At 69.7% G+C, this 17995-nt stretch carries 18 protein-coding genes; 8 read left to right on the top strand and 10 right to left on the bottom strand.

The window, feature by feature from the left end:
- Nucleotides 1–5 precede the first annotated feature (5 nt).
- Complete coding sequence (locus BV908_RS10025; RefSeq protein ID WP_103738029.1) at nucleotides 6–410, bottom strand: antibiotic biosynthesis monooxygenase; 405 nt, start codon at nucleotides 408–410, stop codon at nucleotides 6–8.
- Complete coding sequence (locus BV908_RS10020; RefSeq protein WP_011806012.1) at nucleotides 407–760, bottom strand: NIPSNAP family protein; 354 nt, start codon at nucleotides 758–760, stop codon at nucleotides 407–409. The genes BV908_RS10025 and BV908_RS10020 overlap by 4 nt, the downstream gene beginning before the upstream one ends.
- A gap of 108 nt (nucleotides 761–868) precedes the next feature.
- On the opposite strand from BV908_RS10020, the gene BV908_RS10015 reads away from it, so the two are divergent.
- The 7 genes from BV908_RS10015 to sufT all read left to right on the top strand — a co-directional run bounded on the left by BV908_RS10015 (nucleotide 869) and on the right by sufT (nucleotide 7624).
- Nucleotides 869–1597 carry a helix-turn-helix transcriptional regulator gene (locus tag BV908_RS10015; protein WP_047350543.1) on the top strand — a complete coding sequence of 243 codons (729 nt, stop codon included), beginning with the start codon at nucleotides 869–871 and terminating at the stop codon, nucleotides 1595–1597.
- Nucleotides 1598–1739: 142 nt separating this feature from the next.
- Complete coding sequence (sufB, locus tag BV908_RS10010; protein ID WP_103738028.1) at nucleotides 1740–3233, top strand: Fe-S cluster assembly protein SufB; 1494 nt, start codon at nucleotides 1740–1742, stop codon at nucleotides 3231–3233.
- An 80-nt stretch (nucleotides 3234–3313) separates the two neighbouring features.
- Nucleotides 3314–4084 carry a Fe-S cluster assembly ATPase SufC gene (gene sufC, locus BV908_RS10005; RefSeq protein WP_103738027.1) on the top strand — a complete coding sequence of 257 codons (771 nt, stop codon included), beginning with the start codon at nucleotides 3314–3316 and terminating at the stop codon, nucleotides 4082–4084.
- 4 nt (nucleotides 4085–4088) lie between these two features.
- Nucleotides 4089–5336 carry a SufD family Fe-S cluster assembly protein gene (locus BV908_RS10000; protein WP_103738026.1) on the top strand — a complete coding sequence of 416 codons (1248 nt, stop codon included), beginning with the start codon at nucleotides 4089–4091 and terminating at the stop codon, nucleotides 5334–5336.
- Complete coding sequence (locus BV908_RS09995) at nucleotides 5329–6594, top strand: aminotransferase class V-fold PLP-dependent enzyme (protein ID WP_103738025.1); 1266 nt, start codon at nucleotides 5329–5331, stop codon at nucleotides 6592–6594. The genes BV908_RS10000 and BV908_RS09995 overlap by 8 nt, the downstream gene beginning before the upstream one ends.
- Nucleotides 6591–7070 carry a Fe-S cluster assembly sulfur transfer protein SufU gene (gene sufU / locus BV908_RS09990; RefSeq protein WP_011806006.1) on the top strand — a complete coding sequence of 160 codons (480 nt, stop codon included), beginning with the start codon at nucleotides 6591–6593 and terminating at the stop codon, nucleotides 7068–7070. The genes BV908_RS09995 and sufU overlap by 4 nt, the downstream gene beginning before the upstream one ends.
- Entirely contained in the window at nucleotides 7067–7624 is a 558-nt protein-coding gene (gene sufT, locus BV908_RS09985; RefSeq protein WP_103738024.1) for a putative Fe-S cluster assembly protein SufT, read from the top strand. Before sufU ends, sufT begins: the two co-directional genes overlap by 4 nt.
- Before the next feature lie 67 nt (nucleotides 7625–7691).
- Here the strand turns inward: sufT and BV908_RS09980 are convergent, their stop codons facing one another.
- The 4 genes from BV908_RS09980 to BV908_RS09965 all read right to left on the bottom strand — a co-directional run bounded on the left by BV908_RS09980 (nucleotide 7692) and on the right by BV908_RS09965 (nucleotide 11847).
- Complete coding sequence (locus BV908_RS09980) at nucleotides 7692–7991, bottom strand: DUF2249 domain-containing protein (protein ID WP_011806004.1); 300 nt, start codon at nucleotides 7989–7991, stop codon at nucleotides 7692–7694.
- A gap of 69 nt (nucleotides 7992–8060) precedes the next feature.
- Complete coding sequence (locus BV908_RS09975; protein WP_103738023.1) at nucleotides 8061–9266, bottom strand: NnrS family protein; 1206 nt, start codon at nucleotides 9264–9266, stop codon at nucleotides 8061–8063.
- A gap of 102 nt (nucleotides 9267–9368) precedes the next feature.
- Nucleotides 9369–10610, bottom strand: a complete 1242-nt coding sequence (locus BV908_RS09970; RefSeq protein ID WP_011806002.1) for an NAD(P)/FAD-dependent oxidoreductase — start codon at nucleotides 10608–10610, stop codon at nucleotides 9369–9371.
- A gap of 70 nt (nucleotides 10611–10680) precedes the next feature.
- Nucleotides 10681–11847 carry an ABC transporter substrate-binding protein gene (locus tag BV908_RS09965; RefSeq protein ID WP_103738022.1) on the bottom strand — a complete coding sequence of 389 codons (1167 nt, stop codon included), beginning with the start codon at nucleotides 11845–11847 and terminating at the stop codon, nucleotides 10681–10683.
- A gap of 194 nt (nucleotides 11848–12041) precedes the next feature.
- Between BV908_RS09965 and BV908_RS09960 the strand changes: the two genes are divergently transcribed.
- Nucleotides 12042–12542, top strand: coding sequence for an acyl-CoA thioesterase (locus tag BV908_RS09960; RefSeq protein WP_011806000.1), 501 nt, complete (start codon nucleotides 12042–12044; stop codon nucleotides 12540–12542).
- A gap of 4 nt (nucleotides 12543–12546) precedes the next feature.
- Here the strand turns inward: BV908_RS09960 and cobA are convergent, their stop codons facing one another.
- From cobA to nirD, 4 genes are all read right to left on the bottom strand, one after another.
- Nucleotides 12547–13356 carry a uroporphyrinogen-III C-methyltransferase gene (gene cobA, locus BV908_RS09955; RefSeq protein ID WP_011805999.1) on the bottom strand — a complete coding sequence of 270 codons (810 nt, stop codon included), beginning with the start codon at nucleotides 13354–13356 and terminating at the stop codon, nucleotides 12547–12549.
- Nucleotides 13353–14282 (bottom strand): DNA-binding protein YbiB, encoded by a 930-nt coding sequence (gene ybiB, locus BV908_RS09950; RefSeq protein ID WP_047350501.1) that lies wholly within the window; start codon nucleotides 14280–14282, stop codon nucleotides 13353–13355. Before ybiB ends, cobA begins: the two co-directional genes overlap by 4 nt.
- A 93-nt stretch (nucleotides 14283–14375) precedes the next feature.
- Entirely contained in the window at nucleotides 14376–17234 is a 2859-nt protein-coding gene (locus BV908_RS09945; protein ID WP_103738021.1) for a nitrate reductase, read from the bottom strand.
- Nucleotides 17235–17602: 368 nt separating this feature from the next.
- Nucleotides 17603–17992 carry a nitrite reductase small subunit NirD gene (nirD, locus tag BV908_RS09935; RefSeq protein WP_088886406.1) on the bottom strand — a complete coding sequence of 130 codons (390 nt, stop codon included), beginning with the start codon at nucleotides 17990–17992 and terminating at the stop codon, nucleotides 17603–17605.
- Between the last annotated feature and the right edge of the window lie 3 nt (nucleotides 17993–17995).

The raw sequence follows: 17995 nt of genomic DNA, 5'->3' as shown, positions 1-17995 counted from the left end.
GAGCATTATAACGGCTCTGCGCTGCCGGGCAAGCGGCTGCCTGGCGCGGGGTTGGGCACAGGCCGCGGCGCATGGCAGGCGCGCGAGTCGGCGGGTGCCTCTCCTCGCGCATGCAGGCCGTAGTCGCGCTGCACGGTGGCCACGCGCAGCCGGTAGTCGGCAAACACGCCTGCGCGGCCCGCCGCCTGGGCCTGGCGGTGCTGCGGCAACGCGCGCCAGCGGGCCACGGCCTCTTCGTCGCGCCAGAAGCTCAGCGACAGCAGCTTGCCGGGCGTGGACAGGCTCTCGAAGCGCTCCACGGAAATGAAGCCGTCGATGGCCTGCAGCGCGGCGCGCAGGTCCGCCGCCAGGTCCAGGTAGGCCTGGCGGCCGTCGCTGCTCGGCTGCACTTCAAAGATGACGGCGATCATGGCTGGGCCTGCGTGGTGGTGGGCGATGCGGGGCGCGCGAGGGTGCCCGCCACCGCCTCGGTGAAGCTGCGTTCCTCGCGCAGGATGAAGCGCTGGCGCTGCGCCATCTCGAAGTTGGCGCGGCCCTCGGGGTCGGCCTTGAGCCGGGCGCGGTAGGCCTCGTAGTCGGCCAGGCTGGCGAAGGCGATCAGGCCCCAGGCCTCGTAGTTGGTGCCCTCGCTGGGCAGAAAGTAGCCCAGCAGGTGGCCGCCGCAGCGCGGGATGATGCGCCCCCAGGCTTCGGCATAGGCGCGGAAGGCCTCGCGCTGAAAGGGGTCGATTTCGTAGCGGATGAAACAGGTGATGGGCATGGCGTGCTCCTGTGGTGGGTGGATGCCTCCATGGTGCCGGCCGTCGCACGGCCGATGCTTCGTCCTGGAGCGAAGCGTGCGCCGGGCTGGCTGCGGCACACTGCGCGCATGAATACCAACCAGATTGCGCATGTCGCGGCCCTGGTGGGCGAGCCGGCGCGCACCGCCATGCTGGTCGCGCTGATGGACGGTCGCGCCCTCACGGCACGTGAATTGGCCGAGGCCGGGCGCGTGTCTGCCGCCACGGCCAGCCGCCACCTGGGCCTGTTGGTGGAGGCCGGGCTGCTGGTGCTGGAACGCCAGGGGCGCCATCGGTACCACCGCCTGGCTTCGCCCGAGGTGGCGCATTTGCTGGAAGGGCTGATGCAGCTGGCCGTGCGGCAGGCGACGGCGCCGCGGCCCGTGGTCGTGGGCCCGCGCGACGCGGCGCTGCGCCAGGCGCGTACCTGCTATGACCATATTGCCGGCCGCCTGGGCGTGGCCATCGCCGCGCACCTGTTGGAGGAGGGCGCCATCGTCTTCGATGACGATGCGGGTGGGCGGGTGACCGGCCGGGCGCAGGCTGTGCTGGCACCGCTGGGCCTGGCCGCGCAGGACGCACTGGCCGCAGGCGCCGCGCGGCGCCCGCCATGCCGGCCCTGTCTGGACTGGAGTGAGCGCCGCCCCCACATGGCCGGGCGCCTGGGGGCGCTGCTGTGCGTGCATTGCCTGGAGCGCGGCTGGCTGCGGCGCGCGCAGGCATCGCGCGCGCTGGAGATCACGCCGCCCGGCGTGGTGGCGCTGCGCAACTGGCTGGGCGTGGTGCGCTGGGGCGAGGTGACCGGCTCAGTGGGGTGATGCGCTGGCCTGACGTCAAGCCGCTGGCCCAAGAAGCGGCGAGCCGGTAAACCCCTGATGCGGGTGCAGGGACCGCATGCGGGTTTGGCGGATTTTTAAAAGATTCATAACATATGAATATTAAAAACTCCGCCCCACGGTCATGTCCTCACAACCCGCCATCCTCGACGCGCCCGTCGCCGGTCGCGATGCGCCGCAGGCGCCCGCGCTGGAGCAGGCGCTGCAGCGCCCGTACCAGCATGGTTTCGTCACCGACGTCGAGTCCGATTCCCTGCCGCCGGGCCTGGACGAGGACACCATCCGCGCCATCTCGCGCAAGAAACGCGAGCCGCAGTTCTTGCTGGACTGGCGGCTGGCGGCCTTCGAGCGCTGGCGTGCGATGGAGTTGCCCGACTGGGCGCACCTGAAGATCGAGCCCATCGATTTTCAGGCGCTGAGCTACTACTCGGCACCCAAGTCGCTCAAGAACGCACCCAAGAGCCTGGACGAGGTGGACCCCAAGCTGCTGGAGACCTACGAGAAGCTCAACGTGCCGCTGCACGAGCGCGCCCGCCTGGCGGGCGTGGCGGTGGACGCGGTGTTCGACTCGGTCTCGGTGGGCACCACCTTCCGCGAGCAGCTGGCCGAAGTGGGCGTGATCTTCTGCTCGTTCTCGCATGCGGTGCAGAACCACCCGGAGCTGGTCGAGAAATACCTGGGGACCGTGGTGCCGCAGGGCGACAACTTCTACGCCGCGCTGAACTCGGCGGTGTTTTCCGATGGCTCCTTTGTCTACATCCCCAAGGGCGTGAAGTGCCCCATGGAGCTGTCGTCCTACTTCCGCATCAACGCGCAGAACACGGGGCAGTTCGAGCGCACGCTGATCATTGCCGAGGAGGGTAGTTCGGTCAGCTATCTGGAGGGCTGCACCGCCCCGCAGCGCGACGAGAACCAGTTGCACGCCGCAGTGGTGGAGTTGATCGCGCACGACGACGCGTTCATCAAGTACTCCACGGTGCAGAACTGGTACCCCGGCGACGAGAACGGCGTGGGCGGCATCTACAACTTCGTGACCAAGCGCGGCCTGGCGGCCGGCAGGCGCTCGCGCATCGCCTGGACGCAGATCGAGACCGGCTCGGCCATCACCTGGAAGTACCCCAGCGTGGTGCTGCGCGGCGACGAATCGAACGGCGAGTTCCACTCCATCGCCGTGTCCAACCACTTCCAGCAGGCGGACACCGGCACCAAGATGATCCACCTGGGCAAGAACACCACCAGCCGCATCGTCTCCAAGGGCATCAGCGCGGGCCACGCGCACAACAGCTACCGCGGCCTGGTGCGCGTGAACCCCGGCGCCGCCAGCGCGCGCAACCACACGCAGTGCGACTCGCTGCTCATCGGGCCCGACTGCGGCGCACACACCTTCCCCTACGTGGACACTGCGCGCAGCGATGCCGTGGTGGAGCACGAGGCCACCACCACGCGCATCTCGGAGGAGCGCCTGTTCTATTGCCAGCAGCGCGGCATCGACCCGCAGGAGGCCACGGCCCTCATCGTCGGCGGCTTTTGCCAGGCGGTGCTGGAAGAGTTGCCCATGGAATTCGCGCTGGAAGCCAAGGCGCTGCTTGCCGTGTCGCTGGAAGGCGCGGTGGGCTGAGATCACAAGATTTGAATAAAAACGGCATCCAGCCCTTATCCATCCAGCGCGAATAGCTATCAAATTAATAGGAAACCCACATGACCTCCACCACTCCTTTGCTGCAAGTGCGCGACCTGCGTGTGCGCGTTGGCGAGCGCACCGTGCTGCAATCGGTCTCGCTGGACGTGCCCGCCGGCGCGCTCGTCGTGCTGATGGGCGCCAACGGCAGCGGCAAGAGCACGCTGGGCATGGCGCTGGCCGGCCACCCGAGTTACCAGGTGCAGGACGGCCAGGCGCTGCTGGACGGGCAGGACCTGCTGCAGCTGCCCGCGCATGAGCGCGCCCGCGCGGGGCTGTTCGTGTCCTTCCAGTCGCCGCCCGATGTGCCCGGCGTGAAGAACAACCTGTTCATCCGCACCGCGCTGAATGCCGTGCACGAGGCGCGCGGCCAGCAGCCGCTGGACGCGTTCGACTTCCTGGCCAGCGCCAAGCAGGCCGCCCAGGAACTGGGGCTGCCCCAGGCCATGCTGGGCCGCCCGGTGAACGAAGGTTTTTCCGGCGGCGAGCGCAAGCGCAATGAACTGCTGCAGCTGGCCCTGCTGCAACCGCGCCTGGCGCTGCTGGACGAGATCGACTCGGGCATGGACGTGGACGGCGTGCGCGCCGTGGTCGCGTTGGTGCAGAAACTGCGCGAACAGGGCACGGCCTTCATCGTCGTATCGCACTACCTGCACCTGATCGAGCAGCTGCAGCCCGACACCGTGCTGCGCTTGGACCAGGGCCGCATCGCCGAGACGGGCGACGTGGAGCTGGCGCGGCGCATCGCCCGCACGGGCTTTGCGCGCCAACCTGCCACGGCGGAGGCATGACACCATGAACAGCGCACAAGCCGACATGCACGCCGCGCGCAAGCGCCTGCAGACGCAGGGCTGGATTGCCCGGCGCAGCGAAGCCTTTCACCACTTGCCCCCGCCCGCGCTGCAGGACTGGCTGGGAACGCAGGCCGAGGTCGTCGATGAGCCCTCCTTGCCCGCGGGTGCGGGCTGGACGCTGCGCCTGCCCCATGCACAGGCGGCCACCAGCGTCCAGGCGCGTTGGCTGGACGCCCTGGATCCGGCGCAGCGCGCCGAGTTGATGGCAGGGCTGCCGTCGCCAGAGTCCGGCGGTGGGGATGGGGCCGCCGCCCCCTTCGCCTGGGCGCACCGTGCCCTGTGTCGCCGGGGCCTGCGCCTGCGCGTGGCCGCCACGCCGGGCCGTGAGCGCGAGCCTGTGCGCCTGGAGCTGTACCACCAGCCCGGCGCCGCGGCCGAGGCGCCCTTGCTGGTGCTGGACGTGGAAGCCGGCGTGCAGTGCGTTCTGATCGAAACCCATGAGCGGCCTGCCGCAGACGGTCTGTCGACCGTGGCGCAAAACCTGCACGCCCACATTCGTCTGGCGCAGGGGGCACGGCTACAACACCTGCGCGTCGCTGCGCCGTTGGCTGACGACCGCGTGGCGCACCACCTGCAGGTCCATGTGGCGGCAGGTGCCGCTTATGCCCAGGCGCTGGTTGCCACGGGCGCCAGCTACCACCTGCAACGCAGCCACATCACGCTGCAGGGCGCGGGCGCCAGCGCGCGGCAGGCCGCGTTGCTGCTGTTGGCGGACGGCAAGCTGGACCAGCAGACGTACACCGACCTGCAAGCCGCCCAAGCCGTGAGCCAGGTCGAGACCCTGGCCCTGGCCCAGGGCCGCGCCCACGCGGTGGCGAATGCCTATACGCGCATCGCGCCCGGCAGTGACGGGGCCGATGTGCGCCAGCGCCTGGCCGGCGTGCCGCTGGCGGGCCAGCCACGTTTGATCCTGCGCCCGCACCTGGAGATCCTGCACGACAACGTGCAGGCCGCGCACGGCGCTACCTGGGGCGCGTTGCCCGAGGATGCGCTGTTCTACGCCCGCCAGCGCGGGTTGGATGACGCGGCTGCGCGCGCGCTCATCATCGAAGGCATGGCCCAAGCGTTGCTTGATCGATGCCTGGGGACCGAGGGGGACGGCATGCTGGCGCAGTGGCTGCAGAGCGGCTGGCTGGCCGGTGCGATCGCCCGCCTGAAGCCCACAGCCGAGGAAGCACACCATGGGTAAACCACATCCTTTGTTGCACACCGGCGGCCTGCCGGTGCAGGCACTGCGCGCGCAGTTTCCGGTGCTGGCGCAGCGCATCCACGGCCAGCCCCTGGCCTATCTGGACAACGCCGCCACCACGCAGATGCCGCTGGCGGTGCAGGAAGCCATGCAGCGCTTCGAACGCCATGACCGCGCCAACATTCACCGCGGCGTGCACACGCTGAGCCAGCGCGCCACCGACGCCTTTGAAGAGGCGCGCGCCACGCTCAAGCGCTTCATCGGCGCGGGCACGCAGCATGAACTGGTCTTCACCAGCGGCACGACCGAGGCGCTGAACCTCGTGGCCCAAGGGTTGTGGGCAGCGGGGCCGGGCAAGGCCTGGCTGCGCCCCGGCGACCGCATCATCGTGAGCGGGCTGGAGCACCATGCCAACCTGGTGCCCTGGCAGCAGGCTGCACGCATGAGCGGGGCGGAACTGGTCGTCCTCCAGCCCGACGCTCAGGGGCGCGTGCATGAGGCCGATCTGGCGCCATTGCTCACACCCAACACCCGTGTGCTGGCACTCACGGCCTGCGCCAATGCCACGGGCGAGCGTCCTCCGTATGAGGCGCTGCTGGCCATGGCACGCGCGGCTGGCGCCCTCACGGTGCTGGATGCCGCGCAGGCGGTGGGCCATGCCATGCCCGCTCTGGCGGAGCTGGAGGCGGACTTCATGGCCTTCTCCGGCCACAAGATGTACGGGCCCATGGGCACCGGCGCACTGGCCGGCCGGCGCGAGGCGCTGGAGCGGTTGTACCCGCTGCGCCTGGGGGGCGACATGGTGGAGTGGGTGAGCTACACCGCTGCGGGCTATGCGGCGCTGCCTGCGCGGCTGGAAGGCGGCACGCCCAACGTGGCCGGGGCCGTGGGCCTGGCGGCGGCGGCGCGCTTCATCGATGGTATTGGCCGAGAGGCCATTGACCTGCACGTGCAGACCCTGCGCGCGCAGGCGCTGGCGGGCTTGTCGGCGTTGGAGGGTGTGACGGTGCTTGCCCCGCATGCCACGCAGGCGTCGCTGGTGTCGTTTGTGGCACGCGACGTGCACCCGCACGACATCGGCACGCTGCTGGACGAGCGCGGCATCGCCGCGCGCACGGGCCACCACTGCGCACAGCCGCTGCAGGAGCACCTGGGGCTGGGGCCGACCACGCGCGCATCGTTCGCGCTGTACAACAGCCATGAGGAGGTCGAGCGCTTGATCGCCGGCGTGGCACAGGCGCTGGAGGTCATGCGATGACTGGATTCACCGGCAACGCCGAGAACGAGCTGTACCAGGAAGTGGTGCTGGAGCACAAGCGCGCACCGCGCAACTTCGGCCATTTGCCGCAGCCCACGCACCAGGCGCAGGGCACCAACCCGTCGTGTGGCGACCGCATTGCCGTGGAGCTGCAGCTGCAGCAAGGGCGCGTGCAGGACATCCGCTTCACCGGCCAGGGGTGCGCGATTTGCATGGCCTCTACCTCGATGATGACCGAGGCCGTGAAGGGCAAGGAGGTTGCCGCCGCGCAGGCGCTGCAGCAGCACTTTCGTGCGGTGCTGACGGGAGAGGAGGCGCCTGAGGACGCCCCGCTGGGCAAGCTGGTCAGCCTGGCCGGCGTGCGCCAGTACCCCAGCCGCATCAAGTGCGCCCTGCTGGGCTGGCATGCGCTGATGCATGCGATTGCCGACAACGGCAACGGCCAGAGCGTAAGTACTGAGGAGGAGCCCGCATGACCTACCGCCGCCATCGCGAGGATGTGCTGGTGCGCCGCAACGTGATCGTGGAGGCGATTCCCAGCGGCGAGCCGATCGAACTGGAGGCCGGGCAACTGGCGCAGATCACGCAGGCGCTGGGTTCTTCCTTCACGCTGCTGGTCGAAGGCCAGCTCATGCGGCTGAAGGGTGTGGATGCCGACGCTATCGGCAAGACGCCGCCCGAGACTATCACTGCGCCCGCGGACCTGCCCATCGAGGAACTGGAGCCGCTGGTGTGGGAGACGCTGCGCACCTGCTACGACCCGGAGATCCCGGTGAACATCGTGGACCTGGGCCTGGTGTACCGGCTGGCTTTCGAGCCCTTGCCCGACGATGCCCACAAGGTGCGCGCGCTGGTGGACATGACGCTCACCGCCCCCGGCTGCGGCATGGGCGAAGCGATTGCCGACGAGGTGTGCGACAAGCTGCTGGCCCTGCCGCGCGTGGGCGAGATCACGGTGAATCTGGTGTTTGACCCGCCCTGGGACCGCTCCATGATGAGCGAGGAGGCGCAGCTGGCGCTGGGGCTGTGAAGCAGGGACGATCAAAAAGGGGCAGGTGATACCTGCCCCTTTTGCTTTGGTTGAGTGGCTTTGCCGATCAGCCGCAGCAAGCACCGCCCGAGCAGCAGGAGTCTTCAGCCTCTGCGGCGGCCTGGGTCTTGGATGCCAGTTTGGTGATTTCGATCTGCCACTGTCGGGGGCCTGCCTCCAGGTACGCCCACTGGAACTGGCCGGGTGCACGGCCTTCCAGTTGCATGCGCAGCGGCACGGGGTCGTGGTCGTTCACGATCTGCAGCGACTCGCCCGCGCCCAGCGCGTCCAGGCGGCCAAAGATTTGCGCATGGCGCTCATAAGGAGCGATGGTGCGTACGTCGATCACGGAAACGGTGTTGCTCATGGTTCAACCTTTCGGGTGTGTGTAAAAAAAGGGGGGAGGGAGCTTGCAGTTGTGAGGCATGGGCCGGCATCAGCCGTCCTTGCCGTCCAGACGGGTGCGCATCAGCCAGGGGGTGTAGATCACGAGGTAGATCGCGAAGGCGATGGTCCACAAGCAGGCGGCGCCTTCCAGCGCATAGGCGTACCACGCGGGTTGCACGGCGGGCACCAGCACGCGCAGCACGGCGGCCAGCATCACCAGGGCATAGGCCACCACCTCGCCGCGCGAGGGCTGCAGCGGCCGGCCCGTATGGCCGCGCGCGGTGCGCGTGACCATGCCGATGATCAGCCCGCCGATCACGCCCACGGCAAAGGCATGCACGGCCAGCGACGGCACGACCCAGCCCAGTTGCGCCAGCGCCAGCAGCACGAAGCCCAGGGGCAGCCATGCGTACGAAGCGTGCAGGATCCAGAGGATGGGGCGCTTGAACGTGACCTGCGGATGCCACTTCCACAGCCGCACCGCATGCATCACACCCGCCGCGAGGCTGGCCACCAGCACCACCGGCGCGGGCGCTGCGAACACCCACAGCGCCAGCGCCACGGCCGTGACGGCCAGCAGCGACAGCTCGAACTTGCGCGGCATGTTGATGACCAGGCCGGGCGTCACGTTGCGCGTGAACATGGGCACCACGCGGCCGGTGATCACGCTCACCACCATGAGGATCAGCGCCAGCTCGGCATACAGCGCGCTCACGGCCGGCACCGCCACGATGCCCAGCACCGAAAGATGGAACACCAGGTTGGCCGCAGCCATCAGCAGCAACAGGCAGATCAGCGGAATGTTGCGCTTGTTGCCGGCCTTGATCAGCACGCGCAGCAGCACGGCGGCCACGGCCGGCAGCAGCAGCATGTCCAGCGTGGCATAGACGGCGTAGGGCGCCACCAGCGAAGCCAGCCGCGCGGCCAGCCACAGCAGGGCCAGCGCGCCCAGCAGCGGACCGCGGGCCGTCTCCAGGCCGGTCCAGGCCTTGACGGCGGTGAGCAGAAAGCCCACCACCACGCCTGCGGCGAAGCCGAACAGCATCTCGTGCGCGTGCCACAGCAAAGGTGACATCGGCAACGGCACCTGGATGCGGCCCAGAAAGATCGCTATCCACAGCGGCACCGCCAGACAGGCCAGCAGGGCCGTGCCCAGGTAGAAGGGCCGAAACCCCAGTCGCAGCAAAGGCCAGCCTTGCAGCGGAGCGGCGGACTGGGCCGGGCGGGAGGCGGAGACGAGCGGGGGCAGGGACATGGCGGGCCTTTGGCAGGGCGGTTTTCTTAAGATTCATTTTACATGAATATTAAAAATCGGCCAGAAATTCGCGCGCAGACGGCCCCTAGAGACGGAGGGCGTTCAGTGGAGCGGGAGGGCCTGGGCGCAGGCGTGGGCGCTGGCCCAGGCCCATTGGAAGTTGTAGCCGCCCAGCCAGCCGGTGATGTCTACCACCTCGCCGATAAAGTACAGGCCCGGCTGGGCCTTGCATTCCATGGTCTGTTGCGACAGGGCGCGCGTGTCCACGCCTCCCAGCGTCACCTCGGCCTTCTTGTAGCCTTCGGTGCCCGTGGGGGTGAGCTCCCAGCGCGCCAGCCGCTCGGCCAACCGCGCCAGGGCCTTGTCCGCGGCTTCGTTGATGGGGCGCTGCCAGTCCACGATCTGGCTGGCCCAGGCGTCGGCCAGACGGCTGGGCACGAGCGCGGCGAGTTCGTTGGCGATCAGCTTGCGCGAGCGCACCTTGGCTTGGGCCAGTGCGGCCGGCAGGTCCACGCCCGGTGCGAGGTTGATGGCCAGCGGCGTGCCCGGCTGCCAATAGCTGGAGATCTGCAGCACGGCCGGGCCCGACAGCCCGCGGTGCGTGAACAGCAGGTCTTCCACGAAGGCCATGCGTTCCTTCTTGGCGCCGGTGCTGATCTCCACCGGCAGTGCCAGCCCGGCAAGCTGTGCGTAGGGCGCCCAGGCCTGGCCGTCGAAGGTCAGCGGCACCAGGCCGGGGCGTTGCGCCACCAGCGGCAGTCCGAACTGCTGTGCCAGCCGGTAGCCGAAGTCCGTGGCACCGATCTTGGGGATGGACAGCCCGCCCGTCGCCACCACCAGGCTGCGCGCCTGCACCGGGCCGCGATCGGTATCAATTTGATAGCTGCCAGCGCTTTTACCGCCTGCCTCATCGGCCAAAAAGACTACATTCTTGACCCCGCAGGGCTGCCAGCGCTCCACGCGCCCCTGGGCGCATTCGGCCAGCAGCATGGCGATGATGTCCTCGGCCGAGCGGTCGGCAAACAGCTGGCCCTTGTGCTTCTCGTGGTAGGCGATGCCGTGGCGCTCCACCAGCGCGATGAAGTCCGCCGGCGTGTAGCGCGACAGCGCGGAGCGGCAGAACTGCGCGTTCTGCCCCACGAAGTGCTTGTGCGGCGCGCGCACGTCCAGGTCGCGGTTGGTGAAGTTGCAGCGCCCACCGCCCGAGATGCGGACCTTCTCGGCCACTTTGTCGGCATGGTCGACGAGCAGCACCTTGAGCCCGCGCTGGCCCGCCTGGGCGGCGCAGAACAGACCGGCGGCGCCGGCGCCGATGATGACGGCATCAAAGAAGGGTGTGGACACGGGCAGCAACCTGGCGGGCAAAGCCGCCGATTGTCGCGTACGGGCTCCGAGGCCGTGCAGTGCAGGCAGTTCAGTGCATGTAGTTGCCGTCGGGCCCGATCACGGCAATGTCCACGTAGCTGGAGCCATTGCGGTTCTGCGCACTGTACTGGTAGGTGTAGCCGCCCAGGTCCACCTTGTGCAGCCCTTCCAGGGTCGCCGCCAGCGATGCGCCCGTCACCGAAGGGCCCGAGGCGCGCAGGCCTTCAATGAGGATGCGCGCGTCCAGGTAGCCCCTGAAGCGGTCATAGTCCACGGGGTGGCCGTGGCGCTTCATGGACGCCTGGAACTCGCGCGCCACGGCGGTGGTCAGCCGCGTGGGCGGCGGCGTGGTGCGCGCCACGGCCAGCCCGCGCGCGTCACTGCCCAGCGCGCGGATGACCTGCGCACCCGCGCCCAGCGACAGCGTGTACACCGGCACGCCCAGGTGCGCCTTATTGGCGCGCACGTAGGCCACCACGGGCGGGCCCGCGGCAATCATCACCACGGCTTGCGGCCGCAGGGCCGCCAGGGCCTTGGCGGCGGCCTCGGCGTCCTGGCCGCTGCTGTGCATGGCATGGGCGCCCACGAAGGTGCCGCCCTCGGCCGTGATGGCCTTCTCGACCAGGGGCAGGGCGAGCTTGCCGAAGTCGTTGTTCTCGTAGGCGACGCCGATGCGCGTGGTCTGAATGGCCACGAGGTTGCGCACGATCTTCACCAGCTCGTCCGCGTAGCTGGCGCTGGTGGTGAACAGGTAGGGGCTGCGCGCGCCGTGCACCGCGGGGCTGCCGGTGTAGACGGCCACCAGCGGCGTGCGTGCCTGCGCCAGGTAGGGCAGCAGCGCCAGCACCTGCGAGGTGCCGGCCTGGCCGAACAGCGCGACCACGCCGCTGTCCTGCACGAGTCTGCGGGCGTTGTCCAGGGCGAGCGCGGCGTCGAACTTGTCGTCCAGGGACACGAGCTGCACCTTGCGCCCTGCGACGCCGCCGGCCTCATTGAAGTCCGCCAGGGCGACCTCCTGCCCCTCGTGCACCGGCGTGAGGAACGGCGCCATGGGGCCCGACAGTGCCGAGGAGCGCCCGATGAGGATGGCTGCCTTGGCGTCTGCCGAGCGCTGCTGGGCCAGCGCCGGCCACGCGAGCGCACAGGCACTCGCGCACAGCGACTGCAGCAGCCGCCTGCGCGGCGCACAAGGGTGGGCGATGAACGGTGTGGTCATGGGAGCTCCCTGCTTTTTGTATTGGGCTGGCGCTGCACCGCCATGGGCAGCGCAGGGACCATGCTAGGAACGCCGGCGTACGCGCCCACTGGGGGAAACCAAGAAACCGTGACGCGGGTGTGACACGGGGCGTGGCGGGTGAAGGCACGTGCTCCGGCCTCGCACGGTCGGCGTAAACACGCTCTAATACCGCCATGCACCTTCCCGCGCACCAACTCAGCATGACCGTGCTCATGTCGCCCGACATGGCCAACTTCTCCGGCAACGTCCACGGCGGCGCCATCCTCAAGCTGCTGGACCAGGTGGCCTATGCCTGCGCCAGCCGCTATTCGGGCAGCTACGTGGTCACGCTGAGCGTGGACCAGGTGATGTTCCTGCAGCCCATCCACGTGGGCGAACTGGTGACCTTCCTGGCCAGCGTCAACCATACTGGCACGTCGTCCATGGAGATCGGCATCAAGGTGGTGGCCGAGAACATCCGCACCCAGGTGGTGCGGCATGTGAACAGCTGTTTCTTCTCGATGGTGGCAGTGGACGATGCGGGCAAACCCACCCCCGTGCCGCCGCTGGCCCCCACCAGCTACGACGAGCGCCGCCGCTGGGAGGCCGCGCTGCTGCGCAAGGCCCTGCGCAAGGAACAGGCCGAGCGCTTCGCGCAGATCCGCCAGGCGGCGCAGGCCAGCGCCGCCGGCTGAGCCGTCACACCGCCCGGCTGCGCGTGCCTGCTACCGGGGCTGCATCTTCGCCGTGCGCCACGGCCTGGATGCCGCGTACCACGTCGCCGATCACGATCACCGAGGGGCTGGCCAGCCCCTCGCGGGTGATGGTGGACTGCAACTGGCCCAGCGTGGTCACCGCGTGGCGCTGCTGCGGCAGGCTCACATGCTGGATCACCACCGCCGGCGTGTGCGCAGGCAGGCCGGTGAGCAGTTCCTCCTGGATGTGGGCGCAGCCGGTCACGCCCATGTAGATCACCAGGGTCAGGCGTGCATCGCGCGCGGTGGCGGCCAGCTGGCGCCAGTCGGTGCCTTGGTTCCCAGGCTTGTTGTGGCCCGTGATGAAGACCACGCCGTGCGCATGTTCGCGGTGGGTGAGCGGCGCGCCCAGCTGCGTCATGCCCGCCAGGCCGGCGGTGATGCCATTGACCACCTGCACCGGCACGCCCGCCGCGCGCAGGTGCTCCACTTCTTCGCCTCCCCGCCCAAAGATGAACGGATCGCCGCCCTTCAGGCGCACCACGGTCTCGCCCTCCTGCACGGCGGTGAGCATGAGCTTTTCGATGAACGCCTGGGGCGTGCTCTTGCAGCCGCCGCGCTTGCCCACATGCACGACGCGGGCGCCGGGGCGGGCCAGGGCGACGATGGCGTCGCTCACCAGGTCGTCCACCAGCAGCACGGTGGCGGCCTGGATGGCCTTCACCGCCTTGAGGGTGAGCAGCTCGGGGTCGCCGGGGCCGGCGCCCACCAGGGTGCAGCTGCCTGCATGGGCTGGAAGAGAAGGTGTGGTCATGACGAGGCCTGTGCAGTGATTTGACGGCTCAAGTGCAAGATATGTTCCACCTGCTGGCGCAGGGCAGGGGGCACGGGCGCATCGCCCGCCAGCACGCGCCGGGTATAGGCGGCGGTGGTGGCCACGTCGATCTCGGTCGGCAGGCCCGGCACTTCGGCGGCCGTGCCGGGCTGCTGGTCTTGCAGCAGTTGGTGCGTGCCGCCAATGAAGGCGTCGTAGCGCGGCGTGCGGCGCGGGTCGGCCGCCACCTCGCCCTCCAGCCCGCGCGACAGCAACGCGTGCGCGCCCAGCGTGGCAAAGGTGCCGCTCAGGATGTCGAAATATTCGGGGTGTGTGAAGCTGCTCACCACCAGCGCCGGGCCGGCGCAGGGGTTCATCAGCTTGGCCACGCTGTGCCCCGGTGTGCGCAGGCCGATCACCTCGCGCACCGCCAGCAGGCGCGCCAGCCCGGGCAGCAGCACCGCGGTGCCGATGTGCGCCACGCTGCCGGGTGCTATGGATTGAGGAGCTGTTAGCGCAGGTATATCCAGCGCTTCAAGCACATTTGATGCCAGAACGCGGCGCGCCTCGGTGCGCATGCTGTGCAGCAGCACGGGCAGGCCTTCGCGCGCCAGCAGCAGCGCCAGCAGCGGCGTGAGCACGGGCAGCTTGCGCGCGCCGTTGTAGCTGGGCAGCACGATGAGCGGCTGCCCGCCCGCACAGGCCGGTATGGCGGCGATGCGCGCATGCACCGCGTCCAGCAGGCCGCACATTTCCTCGGCGGTCTCGCCCTTGATGCGCATGGCCACGCAGAAGGCGCCGATCTCCAGATCGGTCACCTGGCCGTCGAGCACTTGCCCGAACAGATCGGCGGCTTGCGCGCGGTCCAGTGCCTTGGCGCCGCGTGCGCCGCGGCCGATTTCCTTGATGTAGTGGCTGATGCCCATGGGGTATTGGCTGGCGGGTGGGACGAGTGGTGTCCATTCTGCGGCATGTCTGATAACCGCCCGTTATATGCGTGCGGCGAATTGTGTGCCGCGTCATGCTGCCTGCACCGCAGTGGTGCCTATGCCGGCGACCGCCGCCTGCACCATGCGCTTGAGCTCGGGCACGCAGGAGCCGCATTGCGTGCCGCAGCGCAGCGCGCCCTGCAACTGCGCCAAGCGCTCGGCCGGGCTGCCCTGGCACTGGCCCAGGCGCTCGGTGATGTCGGTATCGGTCACGTTCATGCAGACGCACACCCGCTTGCCGCGTGCGGCCACGGCCACGGGCGGCTGCTGGGTGGGCAGCAGCAGCAACCGGCCATAGGTCTGCACGGGCAGTTCTTCCTGCAGCAGCGTGCGCAGCCAGCCGCCAGCGCTGCCATTGCCGGCCAGCAGCAGTGCGTCCAAAGTGGTGCGGCCGTCGGCCTGGCGCTGCAGGCGCGCGGCGCGGTGCTGGGCGCGGCGGCGGTCGGCATAGCGCAGCGTGCCAGGCCCGTCCAGGTGCAGCAGGTGCTCGATGCGAGCGAGCAGGGCCGGTGGCGGCGCCTCGTGCGCGGCACCGCGCAGCAGAACGCCCGTGCGCGCGGGCCCTGCCGCCGGCGCGGCGCCGCTGAAGGGCACGCAGTGGGCGAAGGGTAGCTCTGGCATCAGCGCGGCCAGGGCCTCGCGCGCGGCCAGGGCTTCATCTTCGGGCAGCCAGGCCATGGCCAGCAGCGTCCAGGGCAACTCGGCCTTGAGCACCTTCACCGCCGCGTGCTTGAGCTCCGGCTGTTTGGAGCCAGGGCAGAAGGCCGGCGTGGTGAGCGCGTTCACGCCCGCCAGCGGCCGGCCCGTGCTGGAGCGCCCGCCCAGGTATTCGCCGCCCCAGTGCATGGCCATGAAGGCCTGCCCGGGTGCCAGCGTGTCGTCGGCCTGCACGGGCGCGATGATGGAGCCGCGCGCGCTGGTCACATGCGCCAGGTCGCCAGCGGCCAACTGCAGGCGCTGCAGGTCCTGCGGGTGCATCTGCAGCGCGGGCTCGGACGCGTGGCCGAACAGCTGCCCCAGCGTGCCGGTGCGGCTCATGCCGTGCCACTGGTCGCGCAGGCGTCCCGTGGTCAGGCTGAACGGGTAGCGCGCGCTGGGCGGCTCGGACAGGGGCTGCCAGGCCGCGGGGACGAAGCGCGCACGCCCGTCGGGAGTGGGAAAGACGCCGTCCGCATACAGGCGCGCGCGGCCCGCGCGGGCGCCGCTCGGGTAGGGCCACTGCTGCGGCCCGTCGGCCTCCAGCGCGGCCCAGGTCAGGCCGGTGATGTCCAGGTCGCGCCCGCGCGTGGTCTCGCGGTGTTCGTTCCAGATGGCCTCGGCGCAGGCCTGCGCCGTGTCGCCGGTGTAGGGGAACAGCGTGGGCTGGCCGGGGCGCAGGTGCCTCTCCAGCCGCTGCGCCAGCGCCAGCGCGATCTGCCAGTCGTGCCGCGCACCGCCGGGTGCGGCCACTGCCGCGCGCACGCGGCTGATGCGGCGCTCGCTGTTGGTGACGGTGCCGGTCTTTTCGCCCCAGGTGGTGGCGGGCAGCAGCAGGTCGGCGTACTGCGCGGTGGCGGTGGTGGCGAAGGCCTCTTGCACCACCACAAACTCGGCGCGCTGCAGGGCGCGGCGCACGGTGGTCTGGTCGGGCAAGCTCTGCGCGGGGTTGGTGCAGGCGATCCACAGCGCCTTGATCTCGCCGTCGGCCGCGGCCTGGAACATCTCCACCGCCGTCTTGCCGGGCCGCGCGGGCACCGACCCCACGCCCCACAGCCGGGCCACTTCGGCGCGGTGGTCGGGGTTGGCCATGTCGCGGTGCGCGGGCAGCAGGTTGGCCAGGCCCCCCACCTCGCGTCCGCCCATGGCGTTGGGCTGGCCCGTCAGGCTGAAGGGGCCTGCGCCCGGTTGGCCGATCTGCCCGCAGGCCAGGTGCAGGTGGATCAGCGCGGCGTTCTTGGCCGTGCCGCTGGTGCTCTGGTTGAGACCCTGGCAGTACAGGCTCAGCGTGGGCCGGCGCGGCCCACCCTCCGCCATGCCCTCCACGCCTGCGAACCAGCGCGCTGCGGTGGCAATGTCCTGCGGCGGCAGGCCGCAGACGGCGGCAGCGCGCTCGGGCGTGCAGTCCTGCACCACGGCCTGCAAATCGGCGAAGCCGCTGGTGTGGCGCGCGATGTAGCCCTGGTCCACCCAGCCCTCGCGCAGCATCACGTGCAGCATGGCGTTGAACAGCATCACGTCGCTGCCCGGCAGCAGGGGCAGGAACAGATCGGCCATGGCCGCGGTGTCGGTGCGGCGCGGATCGGCCACGATGATCTTCATGGCCGGGTTGGCGGCGCGCGCGTCCTCGATGCGGCGAAACACGATGGGGTGCGCCCAGGCCGTGTTGCTGCCGGCGATGAACAGGCATTGCGCGTGGGCCAGGTCGTCGTAGCAGGCGGGCGGCGCGTCGGCGCCCAGCGTGGCCTTGTAGCCGGCCACGGCGCTGCTCATGCACAGGCGCGAGTTGGTGTCGATGTTGTTGGTGCCGATCAGGCCCTTGGCCAGCTTGTTGAAGACGTAGTAGTCCTCGGTGAGCAACTGGCCGCTCAGATAGAAGCCCACCGCGTCGGGGCCGTGGCGGTCGATGGTGGCGGCGAAGCGCTGCGCCGCGGTGTCGAGAGCCGCGTCCCAGTCGATGGGGTGCGCTGCCTGGCCGCGCTGCGGGCGCAGCTGGGGTTGCAGCAGCCGGGTCTGCAGTGTGACGGGCCGGCTGGCGGTGAGGTGCAGGGTGCTGCCCTTGGTGCACAGGCGGCCGAAGTTGGCGGGGTGGTGGGGGTCGCCGCGCACGCCGGTGATGGTGTCGCCGTCGGACTGGATGATCACGCCGCAGCCTACGCCGCAGTAGGGGCAGGTGGAACGGGTTTCTTGCATGGCGTGTTCTCTTGGTATTTTTGGGCTTTAGGGCTTGTGGTGGGCGCGAGTAGCTATTCTTTTTGGATGTGGCTGGCCGGGACTCGCCCCGGCGGGCGAGGTACTTTTCTTTGCTTCGCCAAAGCAAAGTACCCAAAAGAAAGGCGACCCTACAGGCTGCGTCCCTTCGCTTCGCTACGGGCAACCTGCGGTGCTCGCGTCCAGCGGGGTCTCGCTCAAACTCGCTTCGCTCAAACAATCGCGAGCCCTGATCCGCTGGCCGCTGCGCTCCTCGGCGCATCCTGAAGGGAACCCGGAAACCGGACAGCCCATTCGGGCCATCGCTGCGCTCGGCCTGGCCTTGCGCGGCGCGTTGCGCCTGCGCGGGGTCATGGTGGGTTTGCCTTGCAGCGCAACGCGGGGCCGGCCACCGGGCGTTGCAGGTCCAGGGCGTGGTGGGCCAGTTCCTGGGCGTCCAGGTAGACGGTGCCGGCTTCCACCTTGACCTGAAAGCGCGGCGTGCAGCCTTCGTCGGGGGCGGCGGCCTGGCCGTCGCACAGGCCGATGGTCCAGTTGTGCAGCGGGCAGGCCACGCTGTTGCCGAAGACGATGCCCTGGCTCAAGGGGCCGCCCTTGTGGGGGCAGCGGTCGAGCAGGGCGAACACACCGCCGGCGTCGTTGCGGAAGACGGCCACGTCCATGCCGTGCGGGCGGGCCACGCGGCGCGCGCCGAGCACGGGGATGTCGTCCAGGGAGCAGATCGGGGTCCAGGTGGTCATAGC

The organism is Diaphorobacter sp. LR2014-1 (assembly GCF_002916785.1).
GTDB lineage: Bacteria > Pseudomonadota > Gammaproteobacteria > Burkholderiales > Burkholderiaceae_C > Diaphorobacter > Diaphorobacter nitroreducens.
The sequence above is the reverse complement of the archived record's forward strand: the minus strand, read 5'-3'. Positions and strand labels throughout refer to the sequence as shown.

Coding starts and splice junctions, on each gene's coding strand:
- BV908_RS10025 (WP_103738029.1), bottom strand. CDS start 410: ATGATCGCCGTCATCTTTGAAGTGCAGCCGAGCAGCGACGGCCGCCAG.
- BV908_RS10020 (WP_011806012.1), bottom strand. CDS start 760: ATGCCCATCACCTGTTTCATCCGCTACGAAATCGACCCCTTTCAGCGC.
- BV908_RS10015 (WP_047350543.1), top strand. CDS start 869: ATGAATACCAACCAGATTGCGCATGTCGCGGCCCTGGTGGGCGAGCCG.
- sufB (WP_103738028.1), top strand. CDS start 1,740: ATGTCCTCACAACCCGCCATCCTCGACGCGCCCGTCGCCGGTCGCGAT.
- sufC (WP_103738027.1), top strand. CDS start 3,314: ATGACCTCCACCACTCCTTTGCTGCAAGTGCGCGACCTGCGTGTGCGC.
- BV908_RS10000 (WP_103738026.1), top strand. CDS start 4,089: ATGAACAGCGCACAAGCCGACATGCACGCCGCGCGCAAGCGCCTGCAG.
- BV908_RS09995 (WP_103738025.1), top strand. CDS start 5,329: ATGGGTAAACCACATCCTTTGTTGCACACCGGCGGCCTGCCGGTGCAG.
- sufU (WP_011806006.1), top strand. CDS start 6,591: ATGACTGGATTCACCGGCAACGCCGAGAACGAGCTGTACCAGGAAGTG.
- sufT (WP_103738024.1), top strand. CDS start 7,067: ATGACCTACCGCCGCCATCGCGAGGATGTGCTGGTGCGCCGCAACGTG.
- BV908_RS09980 (WP_011806004.1), bottom strand. CDS start 7,991: ATGAGCAACACCGTTTCCGTGATCGACGTACGCACCATCGCTCCTTAT.
- BV908_RS09975 (WP_103738023.1), bottom strand. CDS start 9,266: ATGTCCCTGCCCCCGCTCGTCTCCGCCTCCCGCCCGGCCCAGTCCGCC.
- BV908_RS09965 (WP_103738022.1), bottom strand. CDS start 11,847: ATGACCACACCGTTCATCGCCCACCCTTGTGCGCCGCGCAGGCGGCTG.
- BV908_RS09960 (WP_011806000.1), top strand. CDS start 12,042: ATGCACCTTCCCGCGCACCAACTCAGCATGACCGTGCTCATGTCGCCC.
- cobA (WP_011805999.1), bottom strand. CDS start 13,356: ATGACCACACCTTCTCTTCCAGCCCATGCAGGCAGCTGCACCCTGGTG.
- ybiB (WP_047350501.1), bottom strand. CDS start 14,282: ATGGGCATCAGCCACTACATCAAGGAAATCGGCCGCGGCGCACGCGGC.
- BV908_RS09945 (WP_103738021.1), bottom strand. CDS start 17,234: ATGCAAGAAACCCGTTCCACCTGCCCCTACTGCGGCGTAGGCTGCGGC.
- nirD (WP_088886406.1), bottom strand. CDS start 17,992: ATGACCACCTGGACCCCGATCTGCTCCCTGGACGACATCCCCGTGCTC.